Source organism: Nonomuraea sp. NPDC049152, assembly GCF_040648355.1.
In the GTDB taxonomy this organism is placed as follows: domain Bacteria; phylum Actinomycetota; class Actinomycetes; order Streptosporangiales; family Streptosporangiaceae; genus Nonomuraea.
This window is the reverse complement of sequence record NZ_JBEZDO010000047.1, coordinates 16,277-36,622: the sequence shown is the minus strand read 5'-3', so window position 1 is coordinate 36,622 and position 20,346 is coordinate 16,277. Positions and strand designations below refer to the sequence as shown.

Sequence of the window (20,346 nt, the reverse complement as noted above, 5' to 3'; positions counted from 1 at the left end):
CACTTCCAGCCGGGCCTGCCTCGTTCAAGGCGACGTTGAGGCCGTCCTCCTCCTCGGCGGTAACCGTCATCCCGTCAGCCTGTGCAGCGAAGGATCTGTGAGTCTGACGGTGGCTCTGAGAGGTGGAGCGCTGCCAGGCTCGCCCGCCGCATCTGTCCGAGGTCTCCACGGCCGTCAAAGCTTTCACCCTGGCGGGCATCAGCGTCGAGGACCACCGGTCAGTTCGTCGCCTCCCACGGGCACGACGTCACCCCCTCTCCGACAGCGACATGCCGAACTTCGTGGCGATCACCTGGCGAGGGTCCTCGGAAGAAGATGCGGCGTCCGCCTGGTGCGCATCCAAACGATGCGCAGCACCGCTGACAGCGGTCCAACCCCGCTAACAGCGGGTATCAGAGCGGCGTCCGCCTGCTGTCAGCGGCCGTCGGCATCGTTGTCGTCATCGAGAACGGCGAGGTTCTGAAGAGGAGACACGATGTCGTACGCGATCCGGGCCGAGGGCTTGGTCAAGCGCTACGGGGACATGGTCGCGCTCAACGGCGTCGACCTGGAGGTCCCAGTAGGGAAGGTGGTCGGCGTGCTCGGCCCGAACGGGGCCGGCAAGACCACCACCGTGCGGATTCTGGCGACGCTGATGCGGCCTGACGGCGGCCACGCCACGGTCGGCGGCTACGACGTGGTGAAGGACCCGGTGCGGGTGCGCTCGCTGATCGGGCTGACCGGGCAGTACGCCTCGGTGGACGAGAGCCTGTCGGGCTCCGAGAATCTGGTGTTGCTGGGCCGCCTGCTCAACCTGTCCACGCGGCAGGCCAAGGCACGTGCGGCCGAACTGCTGGAGCGCTTCGAGCTCACCGACGCCGCCGCCCGGCCGATCGCCACCTTCTCCGGAGGCATGCGCCGCCGGCTCGACCTGGCGGCGAGCCTGGTCGGCCGGCCGCAGGTGCTCTACCTCGACGAGCCGACCACCGGTCTCGACCCCCACACCCGCAACGAGGTGTGGGACGTGGTCAGGGGCTTGGTGGCCGACGGCTCCACGGTGCTGCTCACCACGCAGTACCTGGAGGAGGCCGACCAGCTGGCCGACCGGATCACCGTGATCGACCAGGGCCGGGTGGTGGCCGAGGGACGGCCGGGTGAGCTGAAGCGGCGCGTCGGCGGCCAGATCCTGCACGTGCGCCCCACCCTGCCCGCCGACCTGGACGCGGTGAGCCGGATCCTGACCGAGCTGACCGGCCACACCCCGGACCGCGATGAGAACACCGGCCTGCTGACCGTGCCGGCCGCCGATCCGATGCTGGTCTCCGCGCTGGTCAGAAGGCTGGACGCGGCCGGCCTCACGGCTGATGAGGTAGGCCTGCGCCTGCCCAGCCTGGACGAGGTATTCCTGGCGCTGACCAGGCAGAACACCGTTGCTGAGAGGAACGTGGCATGAGCGCCTCCACCATCACCCCCCAGGCCCCGCTGCGCGTCGGCCCGCTCCAGGCCGCCAGACACGGGCTCGCCCTGGCCGGCCGCGGCATCACCAAGATCCGTAAGACCCCGGTGCAGCTCGTCGACGTGATCTTGACGCCGGTGGTGTTCCTGCTGATGTTCGTCTACCTCTTCGGCGGCGCCATCGGCGGCGGCGACCTCGACGCGTACCTGCAGACGATCGTGCCGGGCATCATGGTGATGACCGTCTTCCAGGCCAGCATCGGCATCGGCGTCTCCCTGAACACCGACGCCAGTACGGGCGTCTTCGACCGCTTCCGCAGCATGCCGATCGCGCGCTCGGCGCCGCTCGTCGGCGCGGTGCTCGCCGACCTCATCCGCTACCTCGTCTCCCTGGCCGTGCTGCTGGCGCTCGCGACCGTCATGGGCTACCGGGTGGAGACCACCCCGCTCGCCCTGCTGGTCGCGGTCCCCCTGCTGGTCGCCTTCGGGCTGAGCTTCAGCTGGATCTCGGTCTTCCTCGGCATGCTGGTGAAGACGCCCGGGTCGGTGCAGGGCATCATGACGATCCTGGTGCTGCCGCTCACCTTCGCCAGCAACGTCTTCGTCCCCTCCCAGACCATGCCGGGCTGGCTGCAGACCTGGTCGGAGGTCAACCCGGTCAGCCTAATGTCGGAGACGCTGCGGGGGCTGATGAACGGCGGGGCCGTCGCCGGCCCGCTGCTCGGCAGCCTGCTCTGGATGGCCGGCGTGGTCGCGGTCTTCTTCCCGCTGGCCATGCGCGCCTACCGCAGGAACGCGGGCTGAGCCCTCACAACGCGACCGGCTGGCCGGCTTCCTCGGCCAGCCGGTTCAGCGCGTCCTGGCGCGGCATGGTGGCGCCCTGGTCGAAGGCCGCGCGGTAGCCGTCCTCACCGAGTGCCTCGACGAGGCTGTCGATCAGTGCGCGCATCTCCGGATCGCCGTGGAAGAGCGCGCCGCGGATCACCTGGCTCATCCCCAGCGTCGTCGCCGCACCGGCCGGGTCGCCTTCGAGCATGAGCAGCCAGCTCCAGATTTCGGCGCTCCAGGCCATGCCGTTGGCGTTCCCATAAGCGAACAGGCCGCGAACGGTCCTGGGCAACAACTCACGCGCCGGTCCGGCCGCCCCCGCTGCCAGCCGGTTCATCATCCGCTCGGAGGCGATCAGATCCATGGACATCTCTTCGGGGTAGGGCAGCCTGTGCACGAGTGCTTCTTTCTGGTCGAGCACCTGGTCCGCCTGCTCGTGGTCGCCCGCGCGACGGTGCACGGCGGACAGATAGGACAGCATTTCGACCTCCATGCGCCGCAGGCCCCGCACTTTGGCCAGGTGCATCGCCGCCTGGACGTCACGAAGGGCGCCGTCGAGGTCGCCGCTGCGCATGCGCGCCGTCGAGAGGGCAGCCCAGGCGTAGAACAGGTGCTCCTCCGTGCCGAGTTCGGTGGCGAGGGCGAGCGCCCGCTCGAACCAGGTGATGGCCTGGTCGAACTCGGCTCGAAGGCCATGCTCGCGGCCCATGTTGAGATAGCACATCACCAGCCCCCAGCGATCGCCCACCTCCTCGAAGCCGCGCAACGCCTCCCGCCGTGAGTCGGCGCCGGTATGCGGGTCCCCCTGCTCAGTCAGGAGAAAATCGCGGGACCAGTGCGCACTGGCCCGCATCCAGGGATCGGGGTGGTTCAGCGCCCGCTGGAGGTCTTCCTCGCTCGCCATGTGGGAGATCCGCAGCAGCGGCAGCGCGGGATGGAATCCCAGCGCCGCCGCCGTGTCGACGTCGGGGGTGGGCAGCTCGTCGGCGGGGCGGGCCGACGCGAGCCGGATCACCTGGAATGCGGCGCGGGCCTCGTCGGGCAGCGTGTCGAGCGCGAGCACCTCGTCGAGGAAGGCGTTGAACTGGGTGGCCATCCCCCGGATGCCCCAATACCAGAACATCGCCCGCACGAACCGCGCGGCCGTGGCCGCGTCCCCAGCCGCCAGCACGCCGCGCAGCGCCAACACCAGGTTGTCGTGCTCGGTGTCGAAGACCACGATCGCCTCCAGCTGTTCGCGGGTGCGCAGCAGCGGCTCGTGCTCCTCGGCCAGCGCGAGGAAGTACTCGGCGAAGCGCCCCGAGACGTCGTCGCCGGAGGCGGCCAGTTGGGCGGCGGCGTAGGCACGGACGGTCTCCAGCATCCGGTACCGCTCGCCGTCCTGCTGCGTCAGCGACTTCTCCACCAGCGAGCCGATCACGTAGACCACGTCGTCGGCGGAGAGGGAGTCATCGGCGCAGATCCGCTCCAGCGCGGCCAGGGTGGCGCCGCCGGGGAAGGCCGCCAGCCGGCGGGCCAGCGCCCGCTCCTGCTGGTCCAGCAGGTCCCAGCTCCACTCCACCACCGCCAGCAGCGTCCGCTGGCGCGGCAGCGCGGCCCGGCTGCCCGAGGTGAGCAGCCGGAAGCGGTCGTCGAGGCGGCGGGCGATCTGGTCCACTCCCATGGAGCGCATCCTGGCCGCGGCCAGCTCGAGGGCCAGCGGCATGCCGTCCAGCCGCCAGCAGATCTCCACCACGGAGCCGACCGTTTCCCCGTCGAGCGTGAAGCCGGGGCGCACGCTGGCGGCCCGGTCGACGAACAGGCGCACCGCGGCCGCCTCGGCCGCCTCGGCCGGCTCGGGCTCCCCGGGCGGCAGCTCCAGCGGGCCGAGGTGGCACAGCGCCTCCCCGGTGATGGCCAGCGGCTCGCGGGTGGTGGTCAGGATCCTCAGCTGCGGCAGCCGGTCGAGCAGCTGCGCGGCCAGGTCGGCGGCGGCCTCCACCAGGTGCTCGCAGTTGTCCAGGACCAGCAGGGCGTCGCCGACGTCCAGCAGCTCGGCCATCCGGTCCACCGGAGTGTCCTGCCGCATCCTGCCGCTGTCGTACAGGCCGTTCATGGTGCCCAGCACCGCGTCGGCCAGCTGATCCTCCGCGCTCACGCCGGCCAGCGGCACGAACCACACCCTGCCCTGCCCGTGCGCCCTGTCCCTCGCCGCCGCCTCCAGCGACAGCCGGGTCTTGCCCGCGCCGCCGGGTCCGACGATCGTGACCAGCCTGGAGGCGGCCATCAGCTCGGCCAGCCTGGCCAGCTCACGGTCGCGGCCGACAAAACTGGTCAGCGGCGCCGGCAGCCTGGACGGCGCGGCCCGCTCGGCCTGGACGGCCGGCCGGTCCAGCTCACCGCGGAGCAGGGCGAGGTGGGTCTCCTTGAGTTCCGGTGACGGATCGACGCCGAGCTCGTCGGCCAGCCTGGCGCGGATCTCCTCGTAGGCCGCCAGCGCGTCGGACTGGCGGCCGGCCCCCGACAGGGCACGCATCAGCAGCTCGGCCAGGCGCTCGCTCAGCGGGTGTTCAGCGGCGGCCGTCGTGATGTCGGCCAGCACGTCGGCGTGGCGGCCGAGCCGTACCTCGGCCTCGAACCGGTCCTCGGCGGCGGCGGCGCGCACGCCGTCCAGGCGGGTGGCCAGGTTGCGGGCGAACGGCGCCTCCAGCACATCGGCCAGCGCCGCGCCCCGCCACAACCCCAGCGCCGCGCCCAGCAGCGAGGCCGCCTCCTTGGCGCGGCCCGCGACCAGCTCGCGCCGGCCCTGCGCGGCCAACTCCTCGAACCGGTGCGCGTCCACGTCCTGCGCGCGCACCGGCAGCCGGTAGCCGCCCGCGACCAGCTCGACGGCCGCCGCCGCGCCCAGCGACTTGCGCAGGCGCGAGACCAGGCCCTGCAGCGCGCTGGCCGCGCCCACCGGCGCCTCCTCGCCCCACAGGTCCTCGATCAGCCCGTCGGCCGAGACCGGGCGGCCCGCCTCCAGCGCGAGCCTGGCCAGCAGCATGCGCAGCCGGGCACCGCCGATCTCGATCGGCGCGCCCCCATCAGTAAAGGCCTGAACAGGACCAAGCATGACAATTCGCACCCGGGTAGCTTCCCATCAACCATTCAGCGCGGTGAAAGCACGGTGAGAGTGCCGTAGCAGCGCGCTCCGTCCCCCGTCGCCGGCCTCGTCTACATCGCCGACGTCCAGGCCGCGGTCGAGGCCGAGCTGGCCAGCAGGGCCTGTCGCCGGCCCAGGAGCGAGTCTGCTATGACGTCCACCGATCTTCGACTCATCGCGATCGCCACGGCGCCGGCGACAGCAACACCACCAACGCCCGGTCCTTGCTCTCCTGGCGGTCTCGAAAATGAAGTGATCCTTCATCGAGCCGGTCAATCTGTGGACGTGGCGTTCCACAGATCCAGGGCCGCATAAGCGGGTTGCCATTGGTTCTTGAAGGCCTGGCGGGCCGGCTCGGGCAGCGGGGACAGCATGGTGGCGATGGTCTGGTCGTCGGCGCCGTCCAGCAGCCAGGGCAGGAGGCGGGGTGCGTTCGGTCCGATCCGCTGCCCGTGGACTTGGCCGAAGTGAGCCCACTGCTCAGGGGTCACCACCGTCTGGATCAGTGGCAACGCCTCGGTCTCCTCGTGCTTGAGGTGTCCGCTGAGTCTGGTGACCAGAGAGTCGGTGAGGTCGCCGAGCCGGTCCAGCCCGGCCGGGTCGGTCAACGCCGCGTCGATCGCCTCCAGCAGGGGGTCGATGGCGGCGTGCTCGTCCTCCATCGCCTCGAGCAGGGCCAGATCGTCGGGGCGTTCGGTCAGGGTCCGGCGCATCGCCGGCCACAGCGCGTCGTCTTCCGCGGTGTGGTGGATGTGCAGGGATGTCTTGAACAACTCCCAGCCTACGGCGGCGCGCAGGAGGTTGCGGGGGTCGTCGTCGGTGCGCGATGTGATCTTGGCTATGTGCCGCAGTTCGCGCCGGAGGGCGTCGTGCATGGCGTACATGGCCGACATGTCGAGCTTGTCGCTCATAGTAATTTCCTTGCTGTGAGGGGTACGGCTCAGCCCCAGGTCGTGCCCGCAGGCTCCTTGATGGTGGCGTTGAGCCGGTTGAACAGGTTCGTCACGCCGATCAGGAGGATGAGTGCGGACAGTTGCTGCTCGTCGAAGTGGTCGGCGACCTCGTCCCACAGTTCGTCACTCACCGCTTCGCCGGAGCGGTCGGCCAGCCGGGTCACGGCCTCGGTCAGCTGCAGAGCGGCGCGCTCCGCATCGGTGAAGTACGGGGCCTCCCGCCAGGCCGTGACCGCCGCCTGTCGGTCGGCGCTCACCCCCGCCTTGGCGAGGTTCTGCGCGTGGGCGTGGACGCAGGCGCTGCAGCCGTTGATCTGGCTGGCCCGCAGGCCGACGAGCTCCTGCAGTTCGTGAGAGATTCCGCCCTGGTTGACGGCCTTGAAGATGCTGCCGATGCCCTTCATCCCGTCGGGCAGGACCATCGCGGGGTTCTTCATCCGTGCTTTCATGTCTGCTTCCTTTTCGTCGCTGAAGGAGTGGATCTGCTACCAGGGCAGCGGGCCCTCGTCCTGGAAGAACCCGCCGGTCGGACCGTCGGCGTCGATGGTCGCCAGCCGTACGGCTATCGCCGCGCCCTCCTCGGCCGTTCTGTAGCCGGCGCCGGCGTTGATGTCGGTGGCGCACCAGCCCGGGTCGACAGCGTTGACCTTTATCGGCGTGTCCCACAGTTCCTTGGCGTAGGAGACGGTGATCATGTTGAGCGCTGCTTTGGAGGAGCTGTAGGCGACGTCGTTGATCGGCCAAAGCGGGCTGTCCTGAACCAGCCCACGCGCTATGGAGCCGAGCTCGCTGGACTGGTTGACTATCCGGCCTGCCGGCGATCTGCGCAGCAGCGGCAGCATCGCGTTGGTGACCGTGATCACGCCGAACACGTTGGTCTCGAACACCCGCCGCACGAGTTCCAACGGGGCGGTACTGGGCCGGCCGTCCTCCGGTCTGTCCACGATTCCGGCGTTGTTGATGAGGATGTCGAGCTTGCCGTACTCCTGCTCGATCCATCGCGCCGCCGCCCGCACGTCGGCGGCGTCGGTAACGTCAAGCCGGATGTACGGCTGACCGATTCGCGCGGCGGCGGCCTTGCCGCGCTCCTCGTCGCGCGCACCCACGATGGCGGTGATGCCTCGTGCGCCGAGCAGTCGCGCTATCTCGAAACCGATGCCTTTGTTGGCACCTGTGATGAGAGCTGTTGTCGTCATGGGGATTTCACTTCCGGTCTTGTCGTTCCCGTGGACGTCTCCGCACAGCTGTGACCGCGACGTGGTCCTGCGTGTGCCGTGTCCCAGCCCATGGCGGCGCGCAGCGGATGGCGAGGGGTGCCGTCGGTGCGCGTCGATCCCGGCTAGGTGACGTCACTGGTCATTGAAGTGGATCGTGCCAACGGGAGCATGGGTGCAGGGGCGAGGATCGCCAGGTAGAGCTGGCTCTACCTTTGCTGGTTGCGAAGGTAGGCGAGTACTGCCAGCACGCGCCGATGGTCGCTCTCGTCAGGGGGCAGGTCGAGCTTGGTGAAGACGTTCGCCACGTGTTTGGTGACTGTGACATCCATGATCGACAGGGTGCGGGCGATGGCGCGGTTGGATCGGCCCTGCGACATCAGCGCGAGCACCTCACGTTCGCGGCGGGTGAGGCGCCCCAGCTGATCGGAGGCCGTCATGACGTCGCTGCCGCCGGCCCAGGTCCGCTCGAAGAGATCGACCAGGGCCATGACCATGCTCGGCTGTCTGATCACGAGAGCCCCCACGGGGGGCGCATCGGGCGAGACCGCCAGGAACGAGATCGCCCGATCGAACACCAGCATTTCTCTGAGCGGCTCATCGCTGACGCGGTGCAGGTCGCCAGCCGCGTGCAGCTCTCTCACTCGGGCGGCCTGGTCGGGGCTGTTCATCAGCTCGGCCGGCACGATCGTGCGGAACGTGGCGCCACGCCGTAGGGCGTCCATGGTGATGAGCCGGGCACCCTTCGAGTCGCGGTGCCTCGCGTCCCCGGCGCGCATCGCGAGGATCTCGCCCGCCGAGGCGGTGAGGTCGCGTACCCGCTGCCACACGGCGACGTTGTCGTCGATGCGCTCCACGTCGTGCGTGGTGGCGGGCCGGCCCGCCTGGGCCGCGGCGATCGTGTTCAGCTCGTGCGCGATTCTCTCCAGACGCACCCGGTACGGTTCGACTTCGCCTCGCGCTTCTCGTCCGCCGTCGTGGAGAGGTGTTGTTGTCGAAGTGGGGAGCAGAGCCGGCCGTCGGCTGCCTTGACTGCCCGGATCTTCGTGCATTCGATCAATCCTCAGGTCATCATCTCGTCGCTACCGGTCGGATCACAGCGATCGACACCGCGACCGCGACGCTGGGGTTGCTCACGCCGAAGTTGAGCCCATGCCGGTCAGCAGATCGACTCGGCCGGCCCCGGCGACCCATCTCGGTCTCGGCGGCTTCGCGCATCGCCTTGACCTCGATGCGCTGCAGGGTGCGGTGATGACCTTCGCCTTCGCCAAGCCGCACGGGGGGCGTTCATCGGTCCCAGCATGACCGCTCCCTCGGGGAGGCCGTCGAGCCGGCGTGGCCGCGGGACGAACCGTGTCCCGGATGCCAGGGCCGCCCGCTACGTCCTGCGGAAGTACGTTCTCGCCGACGGAAGCGCTAGCAGGATGACGACGAGCAGCGAGCCCAGGGTGGTCAGGACGAGCTTGGCGACGTTCGCGTAGGGAAGCCAGCCGGGCATGGCGTGCGTGGCCGCGCCGACCAGGGCCGGTACGTCGATGCGGGCGAGCGTGGAGTCGCCCGAGCTCTTGAAGGCGGATTCCAGGAGCTGGACGGTGAACAACTGGCTGGGGATGATCACGGCTCCCATGGCGAAGAGGATGGGGTGGAAGATCCAGCTGAGGATCCGGCCGACCCTCTTTCCTGCCAGGTTGAGCGCGGCCAGCGCCACCAGGATCAGGACGAGCACGATGGCCAGCGTCTCGCTTCCCCCGAAGTCGATGCCGTGCTGGGCCAGGACGGCGGCGGGCACACCCTGCCGCGTGACCTCCGCCTCGGCGGCCGCCTGCGCGCCCGCCCCGTAAAGGAGAACGACGAGGGTGCCCAAGAGGAAGGGTGTGACGGTCAGCAATTGCAGCGTCGCGGCGACGGTGACGCTGCGGGGGCGGCGCGTTCTTCGGCTGTGTGCGTGGCGGGTCATGGTGGCTCCTCGATGGGCCGGACTTGAACTAAGTGCAACCATAGAGATGGAGTTGAACTAAGTGCAAGTCTGGATATCCTTACCGCATGCCCCGTGACACGCTGTCCAAAGAGCAGATCGTCCTGGCCGCCGTCGAGGTCCTCGACGCCGAGGGCGTGAACGGCCTGAACATGCGGCGCCTGGGAGCCCACCTGGGCTCGGCGGCCACAGCGATGTACCACCACGTGAAGAGCAAGGACAAGCTGGTGGTGCTCGCCGCCGATCACGTCTTCGGCGAGATCGGGCTGCCCGACCTCGGCGCGGCCGGATGGCGGGAGGGCGCGGCGACGCTGGCCCGCGGCGCCCATGCGATGATCATCCGTCATTTCTGGCTGATCCCCGCCATGAGCACACACCTCATCTACGGCCCCAACAAGGCCCGATACGACGAGCATTGCCTGGCCGTCTACGAAAGCGCGGGGTTCACCGGCCCGGAGGCCGACCAGGCCGCCGCGACGGCCCTGATGTTCGCGATCGGCGCCGCACAGGGAGAGGCCGCCGAGTCGGCGTGGCGGGCGCAGCTGCGCCGTACGGGAGCGGATGCGGAACAGCAGCTGCGCGACGCCATCGCGGAAGTCGGCGAGATCTCCCACCAGTTCCCCCGGCTGCGCGCCCGCCTCACAGCCTCGGCAGCCACCACCGCCCTACCGTCCGAGGCCACCTTTGAGTTCGGCCTGCGGTCCATCCTGGACGGTCTGCAGGCGCGACTCGCGTCCGGCTCGCTACCCCCTCGTTGATATCGCTCGCCGCATCGACGATCACCGGCTGCACCGTGACGCACCTGCAAGGAAGAGCACGATGAGCGATCAAGCCTTTTTTGTATGAAGACGGCAAGCAGGGGACGCGGTGACGAGGTCGGGGCCCCGGGTGCAGGCGGTGTCGGTCGAGTAGGCGACGTGCGACTCTCACCCTGCGTCGTGACGGCGGCTTCTTCCACCCGATCCCCGGCGACAGCTGGACGGACGCCACCTACGAGGCCGTCCTCGCCGTGTCCCTGGCGGTTGTGGCCGCGCTCCTTCCTCTTCCCCGCGCCGCAGAACTGGCGGCCACTCCTGCTGCAACCAATCAGGCGCGACGCGAGGCAAGTAATCTCGGCGTATGGAGCGTCGATCACCTTTGACCACACATATCTCCTGGGGCCGGATGGTGGTCGAGGGCCTCGGAGAAGGCAAAGATTTCAAGCTCTACCCCGGTGGAGGACGCCCCTGGGACTGGAACGAGACCGGCACGCGGCACACTCCTGGCATCCAGCCTGCCGACATACAGGAGTTGCTCGACAACGGCAGCCAGGTGATCGTTCTCTCCCGCGGCATGCGGATGCTCCTTCAGACGTGCCCCGAGACGCTGGACCTCTTGATGGAGAAGGGCATCGAGATCTATGTGGAGGAGACGACAGCCGCCGTACAGCGCTACAACGCCATGGTGGAGACCACTCCCGTGGGTGGATTGATCCACTCCACGTGTTGATCAGGCCCCTTCACCGAGATCCGGAACATAGGCGGAATGACTTGCGGGCCCCTTGGTCGTTGCTCTGGGGCTTCGCAGGTGGGTCTCCCATAAACGATCGCCTGCCGGACCATCCGGCAGACGATCATGAAGCGGCACCCGGCGCCCGCCGAGGCGTCGGCCACCGCCTCCGCGATCTCCGGCAACCCCACCGTGTAGGTATCGGCGGTGAACCAGTACTGCCGGTGGCCGAGCGTCGCCGAGACGTCTTCCATGTCCATCCCGCTCGCCAGCGTGATCGTGGCCGCGCAGTGCGCATGTCGTGAAAACGAACGCGAACGGGCTGCTTCACTTCGATGCGCATTTCGGCAACATCCTGACCGACGGCCGCCGCATGTACTTCACTGACTTCGGCCTCGCGGCCTCCTCGCGCTTCGAGTTTTCGGCCGCCGAGCGCGCCTTCCTCCAGCTGAACGCCAGCCACGACGAGTCCTACGCGGTCAGGGAACTGGTCAACCAGCTGCTGATCGGCCTGAGCCGCCCAGCCGGGCGGCGCCGCGGCACCAAGTCCGCCTTCCGGCGCAGTGTCGAAGGCGCGGCGGTGAAGGCCATGTTGAGGACAGAGGCGAGTGTCTGATCGTGATGATCCGGCAGCCGAGGACGGGCGTGGACATCAGCCGGGATCAGCCTCCCGGGAGAAGACGCGCCAGCACCTCGCCTACGCCATCATCGGCTGCGCCTGCGTAGAACGGCCGACGACCTGGAGTGGGGGGTTGGTTGCGATTTGCGTCGATCGGCTGTCGGCGCGGACGGCCGGGGCGATCATGGCTTGAGCATCTGCGAGATCAAGCTTCAACCGCATCGAGCAGCAGGCGAACGTCGGCGGCCTCCGGCAGCGAGAGCCGATCGAAGATCTCCAGAGCCTCGCGCAGACAGGCCCGCGACCGTCCCGGCTGGCCCAACTCGCCCAGCGCCCGACCGAGCGCAGTCAACGCCATACCTTGCCCCCACTCGTCACCCGCCTCTGCGAGGATTCCGAGCGCGTCCTCGGCGTAGTCGAGCGCGCGTTCGGACGCGCTCGAGGCCAGGTGCGTCTCGGCTATCCGGAAAAGCACCGCACCCTCCCACGTCCGCTGCTTGAGCCTGCGGTATTCCGCCAGTGCGATCTCGAGCTTGACCAGAGCCTCACCCGGGTAGCCGGCTTCACGCAGCACGATTCCCAGCTGGTAGGCCGCGCTTGGGTCCGGCCGGCCGTCGCCGAGACCGAGGGAGATCTGTTCGGCCTCCTGCGCCGCGGCGATCGCCTCGCTCACCCGGCCGAGGTCAATCAACGCCCGTGCCAGATTCCCCAGTCCGAGCGCCAGGTCGGCCTTGTCGTCCAGTGAGCGCCACACTTCGACGGCTTGGAAGTACCAGTCGACTGCCTCGGTCATCTGTCGCCTGCTCATCGCGCTCAGAGCGAGGAGGTTCAGCGACTCGGCATAGGTGTCCAGGTCGCCCTGTTGCAGACTGAGTTCCCGGCTTGCCAGGCCGTCCTCGGTGGCGGCGTCCAGATGGCTCCTGCTCACCCGGGTCAGCCCGCGCAAGCAGCGGGCTTGCGCTTCCAAGGCCCTTTCCGCAGACTCGACGGCTGCCGACACGACCAGGTCGCCGAGCTGTTCGTACCGTGCGGGGTCTGACTCATACCCGAGTGCGTCCGCCGCCATGTCCAGCAGCTGTACGACCTGATGCACGGGAGTGCCCGTGGTCCGGGCGGCCTGTTCGATGCACCCGAGCAAGCTCTGCTCCTCCTGGTCCGCCCACTCGACCGCAGCTGTCGCGTCGGCGAAGTACAGCCCAGCCAGGCGGGTTCGCACCTTGGCGGGCCGACGGTCGCCGGGATACAACTGCCGAAACGCCGAGGCGATGGACGCCAGGTAGAAGTCGAGCAACCGGCCGAGCGCCGACCGCTGTACCTCATGATCCTCGGACCGGGAACGGGCATAGATCTTGAGCAGGTCATGGAAGCGGTAACGCCCGGGTGACGGCGACTCGAGCATGCTCACGTCGACCAGATCCTCGCATACTGCCTCAGCTTCCTTTTCAGGAAGGTCGAGCAGCGCGACCGCCGCATGCAACGAGACGCCGGCAGCATCTGGTACGGCTAGCAGCCGAAAGGCCCGCGAATGCGCGGCGTCGAGCTGCTCATAGCCCAGCGAGAAGGTGGCCTCAATGGCCAGGTCGCCTGCCCGCAGCTCGGCCAGTCGGCGGCGTTCGTCTGACAGCCGGTCACGCATGGTGGCGACGCTCCAGTTTGGCCTGGCCGCCAGCCTGGCGGCGGCGATCCTGATCGCCAGGGGGAGGAAGCCGCAGGCCGCGACGAGGTCCAAGGCGGCGCCGCGCTCGGGGGCCACGCGATGCTCGCCCACGATCCTGGTGAACAGCTCCAGCGCTTCGATGGGGCCGAGCACCTCAAGGTCCACTTGGCGGGCGCCGGTGAGCCCGGTCAGCCTGGCTCGACTGGTGACGAGCACGCCGCAGCGTGGCGAGCCTGGCAAAAGCGGTCGTACCTGGCCGACGTCGGACGCGTTGTCGAGAACCACGAGTATGCGACGATCGGCGAGAACGGAACGGTAGAGCGCGGCTCGTTCCGCCAGTTCCTCCGGTAGGTCATCCTGCCCAAGCGCCCGTAGGAACGAGCCGAGGACCGTGGTGGGCTCGACCGGTTTGGCGCCGGCACCACGCAGGTCAACGAAGAGTTGCCCGTCTGGGTAATCGCCGGTCAGCTGGTGTGCGACGTGAACGGCCAGGGTCGTCTTGCCGACTCCGCCTACGCCGGCGACGGCCGAGACCACCAGGGCCGAGGTCTCGCCGGCGCGCAGCGCGGCCGCGATGCCCTCGACTTCCCTCTCCCTGCCGGTGAAGTCGGCGACATCGGCGGGCAGTTGTCTGGGCGTGTGCTTCGGCACCGCCGTGTGCGCCGCAGGCCGTATCGTCCGGCCGAGTCCTGGGTCGGCGCTGATGATCTGCTGGTAGAGCTCGGTCAGCTCCCGAGATGGATCCACCCCGAGCTCGTCGGCGAGCAGTTCGCGCGTGTCGATGTAGACGCCGATGGCCTCCGCTTGGCGGCCCGACCGGTAGAGCGCCAGCATCAGCAGCGCCCGTAGTCGCTCCCTGGTCGGGTGGCTCGCGCACAGCGCGGTGAGCTCGGAGATGACCTCCGCGTGGCGGCCATTCCCAAGGTCCTGGTCGAGGCGGCGTTCGAGTACGGTCAGCTGCCGCTCGGCCAGCCTGACACGCTGGGCCTGCGCGTAGAAGCCCTCAAGCCCGGCGAGCGGCTCGCCCTGCCAGAGTGCGAGTGCCTCGGCGTATCGCATCTCACTGTGGAGTCGCTCCACCTCCGAGACGTCACGCAGGCCGCCGTGCAGTGCGTAGCCGTCTCCGATGGAGAACACGACACCATCGCCGAGCACCCGGCGAAGTCTTGAGATGTAGGTGCGCAGAGTGCTGAGTGCGGTGCGCGGCTGTTCTTTGCCCCAGACGGCGTCCACGAGTTGGTCATTGCCGACCGCACGGCCTCCGGCCAGCAGGAGCATGGCCAGGACCAGGCGCTGTTGCGGCGAGCCCAGATCCAGCTCCTGATCGCCGCGCCAGGCACGTACTGGGCCGAGCAGGGAAAATCTCAGGTCCTCCGCCATGTCGTCCTCTCCTTTGGTCAGTCCTCGGAGAGGACGATCACTCTGTCGCCCGGCTGGAACGCCAGCGGGGCTGATTTGTCGGGGTTGAGGGTGACTCCGTGCTGAGGCGCCTGGCTGACGGAGGTGGTCAGGCGGTAGCCGATCGCGGTTTCGCCGCGGCGCCTGGCCGCCTCGATCACGGTGGCGAACGTGGCGGTGGCGCCGGGGACGATGTAGTCGCTCGCCGGCTTGAGGTAGATCTCCGAGCCCTCGTGGGAGAAGAGCTGGTCGAAGACCTGGCCCAGGTGCCGGTTTTCGGCCAGCTGGGTGAGCAGCAGGCTGACCAGCTTGCCGCCGACCACGAAGTCGTCGGCCTCGGCGATCTCGGCGAGCTTCCGGTTGCGCTCGTCGTTCATCTCGCTGACGATCGCCACGCCGGTCCGCATGTCTCGCAGGTGCAGCAGGGTCACCAGGGTCCTGGCATCGGCCTTCTGAGCATCGTAGGCACCATCGGAGAGCACGATCGCATGGTCGTAGCCGCCGATGCCGAGCGACTCCAGCGCGGTGCGGCTGGTGACGTCGACTTCCTTGGCGGAGACGAGCACGCCTGGTGGAAGTGGCAGGTCAGCGACGATGGGCCCGGCGAGATGGATCTCGGAACCGGTCAGCAGGTAAGGCGCCAGGTCGCGCAGAATCCTGGACCGTCGGTGATTCGAGCCCATGATCAGGGTCTTGGTCGGCTCCCGCTGCGGGGCACTGGGGCGAGCGATCGCCTCCTGTCGCACCACGGCCGGTGCCGTTGCCAGCCGGATGGCGGAGTCGTCGGGGGCGATGAGGATGAGCTGATCGCTCTGCCGGATCACGCTCTCGCTTGGCGGGTTGAGCACCACGGAACCGTCGTCACGGCACACGCCGATCGGCGCTGCGCTGTCGTAGGCGAACAGCGCCTCGCCGTACATCCTGCCGACGAGGGCGGGCTCGGCCTGTATGTAGATCTCGTCGCCGTCGAAGTCCAGCAGGTCACTGTAGATGGCGGACAGTCCAGGTTGACGGCATGACTGCGCGACCAAGCGGGCGCCAACGTCCTGCGAGTCGACGATCTCGACGTGCGACCCGCCCGCCAGACGGGCAGCAGGTAGATTGTCGCTTTCGGTCACGGCGGCCACGATCGGCGGCCGCATGCCAGTCCAGGGGCGGTTGCCCAGCGCGAGCAGGGTCTTGATCAGCTCAGCGTCATCGGTAGGCAGTACCAGGATCGAGTGAGCCGTGTCCGGGCTCACCAGATCCAAGGCCGTCGGCTCCGCGGGATCGCCGCTGCGCGCCACAATGCGGGTACGCCCTACATCACCGAGCCGGTCGCGCAGTTCTTCCTCCATCTCGACCTTGTCCCGGTCTGCCAGGATGGCCACGACCGGGCGCTTCTCGCTCTCCTTGGCCTTGGCCAGCTCGGAGACGATCGCGAAGACTTCCTCCGACCAGCCGAGCACGACGCTGTGCCCGCTCTCGACCACGCGGGACCGGCCTTTGCGCAGGTCCTCCAGTTTCGAGTCCAGGCCTGCGGTGAGCACGCCGACCAGGGAGCTAACGATGAAGATCCCGCCGATGGTGACGAAGAGCATCATGAAGACGAAGAACGGGCTACCCTCGTCGCTGCCCATGGTGCCCGGATCGAGGGTGCGGAGCAGGCTCATCCAGGCGACATTCCACCAGGACCCATTCTCGCCTGCGATGGGGGCGGCGATCGCGGTGACAACGCCGACGAGCACCGCTGATGCCACCGCCAGCCAACCGATCAGGGCGGGCGTTCCCTTTGACATCGTGTTGTCGAACCAGTAGCGCAGCCGCTCGCGGGACACGGTTACTGCTCCCCGGTCCCGGAATCCTGCGCCTCCAGCGCGTAGCCGCAGGCTTTGACTTCGCCGGTCTCGGGATCAGAGAAGTCCGGATCGAACTCGATCTTGCCTAGTGTGGTGCCCTCGATGGAGCGACGGAAGGTTTCCTGCTTGCCGCAGTCGTAGAGCACGTAGGCGCCCTCCTTCTCGCCCAGGAGCAGGAACCTCTCGTCCGGGTTGTCCTTGTTCAGCGGCTTGCCGTCGCCGTCGCCTACGGTGGCCCACTGATTCTGGAAGCCGACAATCTGCAGCAGGGTGTTGCCATTGCCGTTGGCGGCGATGTCGACGGCGCCGTGGATCATCTGGGCGACCAGTATCAGTCCCAGCCCGATGCCGAACAACGCACCGGTGAGCACCTTCATGCCGGCCCGGCCTGTGTTGTGCCTCCGCATCAGGCGAAATGGCACCAACAGTCCGAAGACCGCGACAAGTGCGACGGCCAGCAGGAGAGTGCCGCCGGACAGTTCCCACAGCGTGCCGAAGAAGGCCCAGTAGGCGACGACCGAGATGAGAGCGCCTACCGTGGCCGCGATCCACGGTTGCTCGCGGAGCCTGTGCGTCAGCCGGCCGACCGATCCGCGGGTGGCCAGGTTGAGTAGCCAGCCCAGCGCGACGAGCAACCCCACTCCAGGCAAGCCCACCAGGAAGAGCTCGATCAGCGTGCCGATGAGCCGACCGAAGATCGTCGCTTGGTCCAGGCCGGCCTGCTCGGGGGTGATGCCGAAAACCATGTAGACCTGGGCCAACCCCAGATACAGCATGGCGTACATGCCCACGGCGACCGGCACGGCGACCGACCCGATCTTCTCGAAGACCTCGAGCACGCTGCCCTTGACTGTTTCCCGCTCCGGTTCGGGGGCTGCCGGAGGTTCTGAGAGCGGAGGAGCCAGGGCCTGTTCTGGCGGAAAGGGCTGATAAGTCATGACAGTAGAGATTGGGTCGTGTGCATCTACACCTGGTTGACGGGAGATAAACGTCGCCGTCCACCGGGCGTCCACGCGGGTGGAATACGAGATCGGAGCTCTCGGGAAGACCTGATGTGAGCGGCCTCCACTTCGCCGTACTCGGACCTGTTCGGGCTTGTCGCGATTCCCACTGCACGAGGCGCCGGCGGGGCAGATAGCCGAGCTCAAGACGGTGCTGGCAGCTGAAGGGTTCACGCCGAGGACCGCACAGGATCACGCGTACGTGATGGCGCACCTGAGCCGCCGGTTGGAATCGGAAGGGCTGGCAGCCGCCGAACTGACCACGCGGCAGGTCGAGCGGTTCGCCCAGGTGCGACGGGCGGAAGGCCGGCGGCGTTGGAAGACCGTCCGGTCGCTGCGGCGGCTGGTCGGCTTCCTGCACGAGCAGGCAGTGGTCCCGCCGGAAGAACACCAGGAGCTCGACGCGGTCGAGAGGGAACTCGAAGGTTTCCGGCTCTACATGCTGCGCGAGCGGCGGCCGGCTGAGCGGACGGCTCGTCAGCGCGTGGACATGGCCCGCCGGTTCCTCAGGACGGTGGTCGTGGATGGGCGGTTGCGGCTCGACCGGCTGGACGCCGCCGCTTTCATCGGCTTCATCGGTGCGGAGTCGCGGCGCGGGGGGGCCACTGCCTGCCGAGGCCGACCCGTCCTCGTGGGCGGCCCGGCTGACGGTGGTGCGGGTCTTCGCCCGCCACCTGGCGGTCCTGGACGAACGCACCGAGATCCCGCCGAAGGATCTCCTGCCCCGCCGCGCAGACCGGACGACGCCGCCGTTCCTGTATTCATCCGAGCAGATCGCTGCTCTGGTGGGCGCGGCGGGCGGGCACGCTGGCCTGCCCGCTGCGGGCCGCGTGCCGCCGGTCTCGCTGTACTGCCTACTGCCGGGCCACTCCTGGAGGTGAGGATGTCGTGACGGCCGTCACGCCGGCCTGATGTTGTGGTTGACGCGGAACAGGTTGCGTGGGTCGTGGACCCGCTTGAGCCGCGTCAGACGCGCGTAGTCGGCCGGCGTGTAGGCCGCGCGGACCTGCTCGGGGGCGAGGTCGGCGCTGCTCATGAAGTTGGCCGGCAGTCCTCCCGTGAGGTGCGGCTCGAGGCCGTCCATCAGCTGCTGTTGCTGCTTCTGCACCGCTCCCGCCTGTTCTGCGGGCGCCGGATTCGCCATGAAGAGCAGGGCCTCGGCGTCCCTGTGTCCTATGGCGTTGGGTACCGCAGCCGGACGGGCGAGGGCGCCGCCCAGCTGCCGGAGCTCGATCACCCCGAAGGGCAGCTTGACGCCGGGGCCCGCCAGGTCCAGCAGCCGCTCCACGGCTGCGGCGTCCAGAGCGCGGAGCAGCCCGGTGCGCTCGAAGACGGGCAGGCGCGCCACGGACGGATCATTGGAGATCGTCCCGATCTTCTCGTACGGCAGCGCACCCATGGTGTCGAGCTCCGGCCCGGCGGCCAGCATCGGCGCGAGCAGCCGCCTGCCCTCTTGGCCCCGCCCGAGGTATGCGGCGGTCAGGCGCACCGCCACCCGCTCCTGAAGGGGTGGGGGCACGGAGGGCGCCTTGGGCAGCCGCATGAACGCCAGCGTGGTCGTCATCTCGTCGGGTAGCCCGGCCGCCCAGGCAGGGTAGGCGCGGACCGCCCGCTGGGCCGCCTCTCCGAGGAAGAAGAGCGCACCGCCGTACAGGGTCGCCGCCTCGACCAGGTCGATCTCCATGCCGGTGACCACCCCGAAGTTGCTCTTGGCGCCGCGAACCGCCCAGAACAGGTCCGCGTGCCTGTCCGGCGACAGGCGAAGCGGGCGGCCGCCCGGTGTGACCAGGTCGATGGCCCGCACGTGGTCGGCGGCGTAGCCGTACTTGCGGCCGAGCGGGCCGAGCCCTCCGCCCAGCGTGTAGCCCACCGCGCCCACGTCGAGCGAGGAACCGTTGATCGTCGCCAGGCCGTGCGCCGCGGCGGCCTCGACGAGCGTCCGCATCCTGGTGCCGGCCGCGACCTTGGCGACGCGTTTGACCGGGTCTATCGTCACCGAGGTCAGCCGCCGGGTGTTGATCAGGATCCCGCCGTCGGCGGCGGCGCTGATGCCGTGGCCGGTGGCCTGCACGGCGACGGGCAGCCCGAGAAGGCCGGCCAAACGGACGGCGGTGCGGATGTCGCCGGCGTCGGCGGGCACCACGACCGCCTTGGGGGCGTGCTGGACGACGCGGTTGTAGCCAGCGTGTTCCGCCGCGAAGCCGGGGTCGCGAGGGAACAGTACGGTGCCCTTCACCGCTGACCTGAGCCTGGTCGCGAGGCGGTCGCCGGGATCGTGGGCGGCGTGGGCCGCCGACGCGCTCCCCACGACCGCGGCTCCCGCGCCCTTGATGATGGATCGTCTGCTCAACATCGTTTTCCCTCAGGCGGCGCAGGCGGAGTTCAGCTTCGACACGGTCGCACTGGCCTGGTCGGTGTACTCGTCCGCCTCTTCTGGCGCGCTGATCCCGGCCAGCTCCTCGTAAAGGGAGACAACCGCGCTCTGGGCCTCCTTGGCCTTCTCGTCGACGTCCAGGGCCTTGATCTTCTGTGCGTTGTCGCTGTAGAGCTGCTTCATCGCCTCGAGGTCCCCGGCCTTGCTCTGGAGCTCGGTCACCGCGGTCGCCATGACGGCTTGCATCTCCTTGCACCCCTTGGTGTCGGCCACGGCGGCGGTCTCGCCTCCCGAGCCGCAGGCCGCCGTACCCAGGGTCAGGAAAGTGAGAGCGGAGACGCTAAGGGCGATTTTGTTCCAGGACATGTCTTTTCCTCCGTGCTGTCGCTATGGGTCACGACAGCTTTCACCGAGGCCATAGACAGCCGATCATCAACCGGTGA

At 68.7% G+C, this 20,346-nt stretch carries 19 protein-coding genes; 6 read left to right on the top strand and 13 right to left on the bottom strand.

Going from position 1 to position 20,346, the window contains the following annotated elements:
* Positions 1–475 precede the first annotated feature (475 nt).
* Complete coding sequence (locus AB0B45_RS47515; protein ID WP_358144988.1) at positions 476–1,432, top strand: ATP-binding cassette domain-containing protein; 957 nt, start codon at positions 476–478, stop codon at positions 1,430–1,432.
* Entirely contained in the window at positions 1,429–2,238 is an 810-nt protein-coding gene (locus AB0B45_RS47510; RefSeq protein WP_358144985.1) for an ABC transporter permease, read from the top strand. The genes AB0B45_RS47515 and AB0B45_RS47510 overlap by 4 nt, the downstream gene beginning before the upstream one ends.
* A gap of 4 nt (positions 2,239–2,242) precedes the next feature.
* On the opposite strand, the gene AB0B45_RS47505 is transcribed toward AB0B45_RS47510, so the two are convergent.
* The 7 genes from AB0B45_RS47505 to AB0B45_RS47475 all read right to left on the bottom strand — a co-directional run bounded on the left by AB0B45_RS47505 (position 2,243) and on the right by AB0B45_RS47475 (position 9,510).
* Entirely contained in the window at positions 2,243–5,356 is a 3,114-nt protein-coding gene (locus AB0B45_RS47505) for a BTAD domain-containing putative transcriptional regulator (RefSeq protein WP_358144983.1), read from the bottom strand.
* Positions 5,357–5,658: 302 nt separating this feature from the next.
* Positions 5,659–6,297 carry a hemerythrin domain-containing protein gene (locus AB0B45_RS47500; protein WP_358144981.1) on the bottom strand — a complete coding sequence of 213 codons (639 nt, stop codon included), beginning with the start codon at positions 6,295–6,297 and terminating at the stop codon, positions 5,659–5,661.
* A 29-nt stretch (positions 6,298–6,326) separates the two neighbouring features.
* Complete coding sequence (locus AB0B45_RS47495; RefSeq protein WP_358144979.1) at positions 6,327–6,788, bottom strand: carboxymuconolactone decarboxylase family protein; 462 nt, start codon at positions 6,786–6,788, stop codon at positions 6,327–6,329.
* A 36-nt stretch (positions 6,789–6,824) separates the two neighbouring features.
* Entirely contained in the window at positions 6,825–7,535 is a 711-nt protein-coding gene (locus AB0B45_RS47490) for an SDR family oxidoreductase (RefSeq protein WP_358144977.1), read from the bottom strand.
* A gap of 227 nt (positions 7,536–7,762) precedes the next feature.
* On the bottom strand, positions 7,763–8,488 hold the full coding sequence (locus AB0B45_RS47485) for a helix-turn-helix transcriptional regulator (RefSeq protein WP_358144975.1): 726 nt from the start codon (positions 8,486–8,488) through the stop codon (positions 7,763–7,765).
* 136 nt (positions 8,489–8,624) lie between these two features.
* A complete protein-coding gene (locus AB0B45_RS47480) occupies positions 8,625–8,831 on the bottom strand; it encodes a hypothetical protein (protein WP_358144973.1) in 207 nt (68 codons plus the stop codon).
* A gap of 100 nt (positions 8,832–8,931) precedes the next feature.
* Entirely contained in the window at positions 8,932–9,510 is a 579-nt protein-coding gene (locus AB0B45_RS47475) for a hypothetical protein (RefSeq protein WP_358144971.1), read from the bottom strand.
* An 86-nt stretch (positions 9,511–9,596) separates the two neighbouring features.
* Between AB0B45_RS47475 and AB0B45_RS47470 the strand changes: the two genes are divergently transcribed.
* Both AB0B45_RS47470 and AB0B45_RS47465 read left to right on the top strand, forming a co-directional pair.
* Positions 9,597–10,286: a TetR/AcrR family transcriptional regulator C-terminal domain-containing protein gene (locus tag AB0B45_RS47470; protein ID WP_358144969.1), complete on the top strand. Its 690-nt coding sequence runs from the start codon at positions 9,597–9,599 to the stop codon at positions 10,284–10,286.
* Between the two features lie 379 nt (positions 10,287–10,665).
* A complete protein-coding gene (locus AB0B45_RS47465) occupies positions 10,666–11,016 on the top strand; it encodes an Mth938-like domain-containing protein (protein WP_358144967.1) in 351 nt (116 codons plus the stop codon).
* On the opposite strand, the gene AB0B45_RS47460 is transcribed toward AB0B45_RS47465, so the two are convergent.
* Entirely contained in the window at positions 10,959–11,276 is a 318-nt protein-coding gene (locus AB0B45_RS47460) for a hypothetical protein (RefSeq protein WP_358144965.1), read from the bottom strand. The two genes, AB0B45_RS47465 and AB0B45_RS47460, sit on opposite strands and share 58 nt — an antisense overlap.
* Before the next feature lie 41 nt (positions 11,277–11,317).
* Here AB0B45_RS47460 and AB0B45_RS47455 point away from each other — a divergent pair, with 41 nt between their 5' ends.
* On the top strand, positions 11,318–11,632 hold the full coding sequence (locus tag AB0B45_RS47455; protein ID WP_358144964.1) for a hypothetical protein: 315 nt from the start codon (positions 11,318–11,320) through the stop codon (positions 11,630–11,632).
* A gap of 208 nt (positions 11,633–11,840) precedes the next feature.
* On the opposite strand, the gene AB0B45_RS47450 is transcribed toward AB0B45_RS47455, so the two are convergent.
* Genes AB0B45_RS47450 through AB0B45_RS47440 form a run of 3 tightly spaced genes read right to left on the bottom strand, consistent with a single transcriptional unit; the run spans position 11,841 to position 17,466 of the window.
* Complete coding sequence (locus AB0B45_RS47450; RefSeq protein ID WP_358144962.1) at positions 11,841–14,672, bottom strand: BTAD domain-containing putative transcriptional regulator; 2,832 nt, start codon at positions 14,670–14,672, stop codon at positions 11,841–11,843.
* A 17-nt stretch (positions 14,673–14,689) separates the two neighbouring features.
* The gene (locus AB0B45_RS47445) at positions 14,690–16,507 is read right to left on the bottom strand and encodes a potassium transporter TrkA (RefSeq protein ID WP_358144960.1); all 1,818 of its coding nucleotides are present in this window, start codon (positions 16,505–16,507) and stop codon (positions 14,690–14,692) included.
* Between the two features lie 2 nt (positions 16,508–16,509).
* Positions 16,510–17,466, bottom strand: coding sequence for a hypothetical protein (locus AB0B45_RS47440; protein ID WP_358144957.1), 957 nt, complete (start codon positions 17,464–17,466; stop codon positions 16,510–16,512).
* 641 nt (positions 17,467–18,107) lie between these two features.
* Between AB0B45_RS47440 and AB0B45_RS47435 the strand changes: the two genes are divergently transcribed.
* The gene (locus tag AB0B45_RS47435; protein ID WP_358144956.1) at positions 18,108–18,410 is read left to right on the top strand and encodes a hypothetical protein; all 303 of its coding nucleotides are present in this window, start codon (positions 18,108–18,110) and stop codon (positions 18,408–18,410) included.
* A 17-nt stretch (positions 18,411–18,427) separates the two neighbouring features.
* Here AB0B45_RS47435 and AB0B45_RS47430 read toward each other — a convergent pair whose 3' ends face one another.
* On the bottom strand, positions 18,428–19,882 hold the full coding sequence (locus AB0B45_RS47430; protein WP_358144955.1) for an FAD-binding oxidoreductase: 1,455 nt from the start codon (positions 19,880–19,882) through the stop codon (positions 18,428–18,430).
* A gap of 9 nt (positions 19,883–19,891) precedes the next feature.
* Positions 19,892–20,269 (bottom strand): hypothetical protein, encoded by a 378-nt coding sequence (locus tag AB0B45_RS47425; protein ID WP_358144953.1) that lies wholly within the window; start codon positions 20,267–20,269, stop codon positions 19,892–19,894.
* Positions 20,270–20,346: the final 77 nt, after the last annotated feature.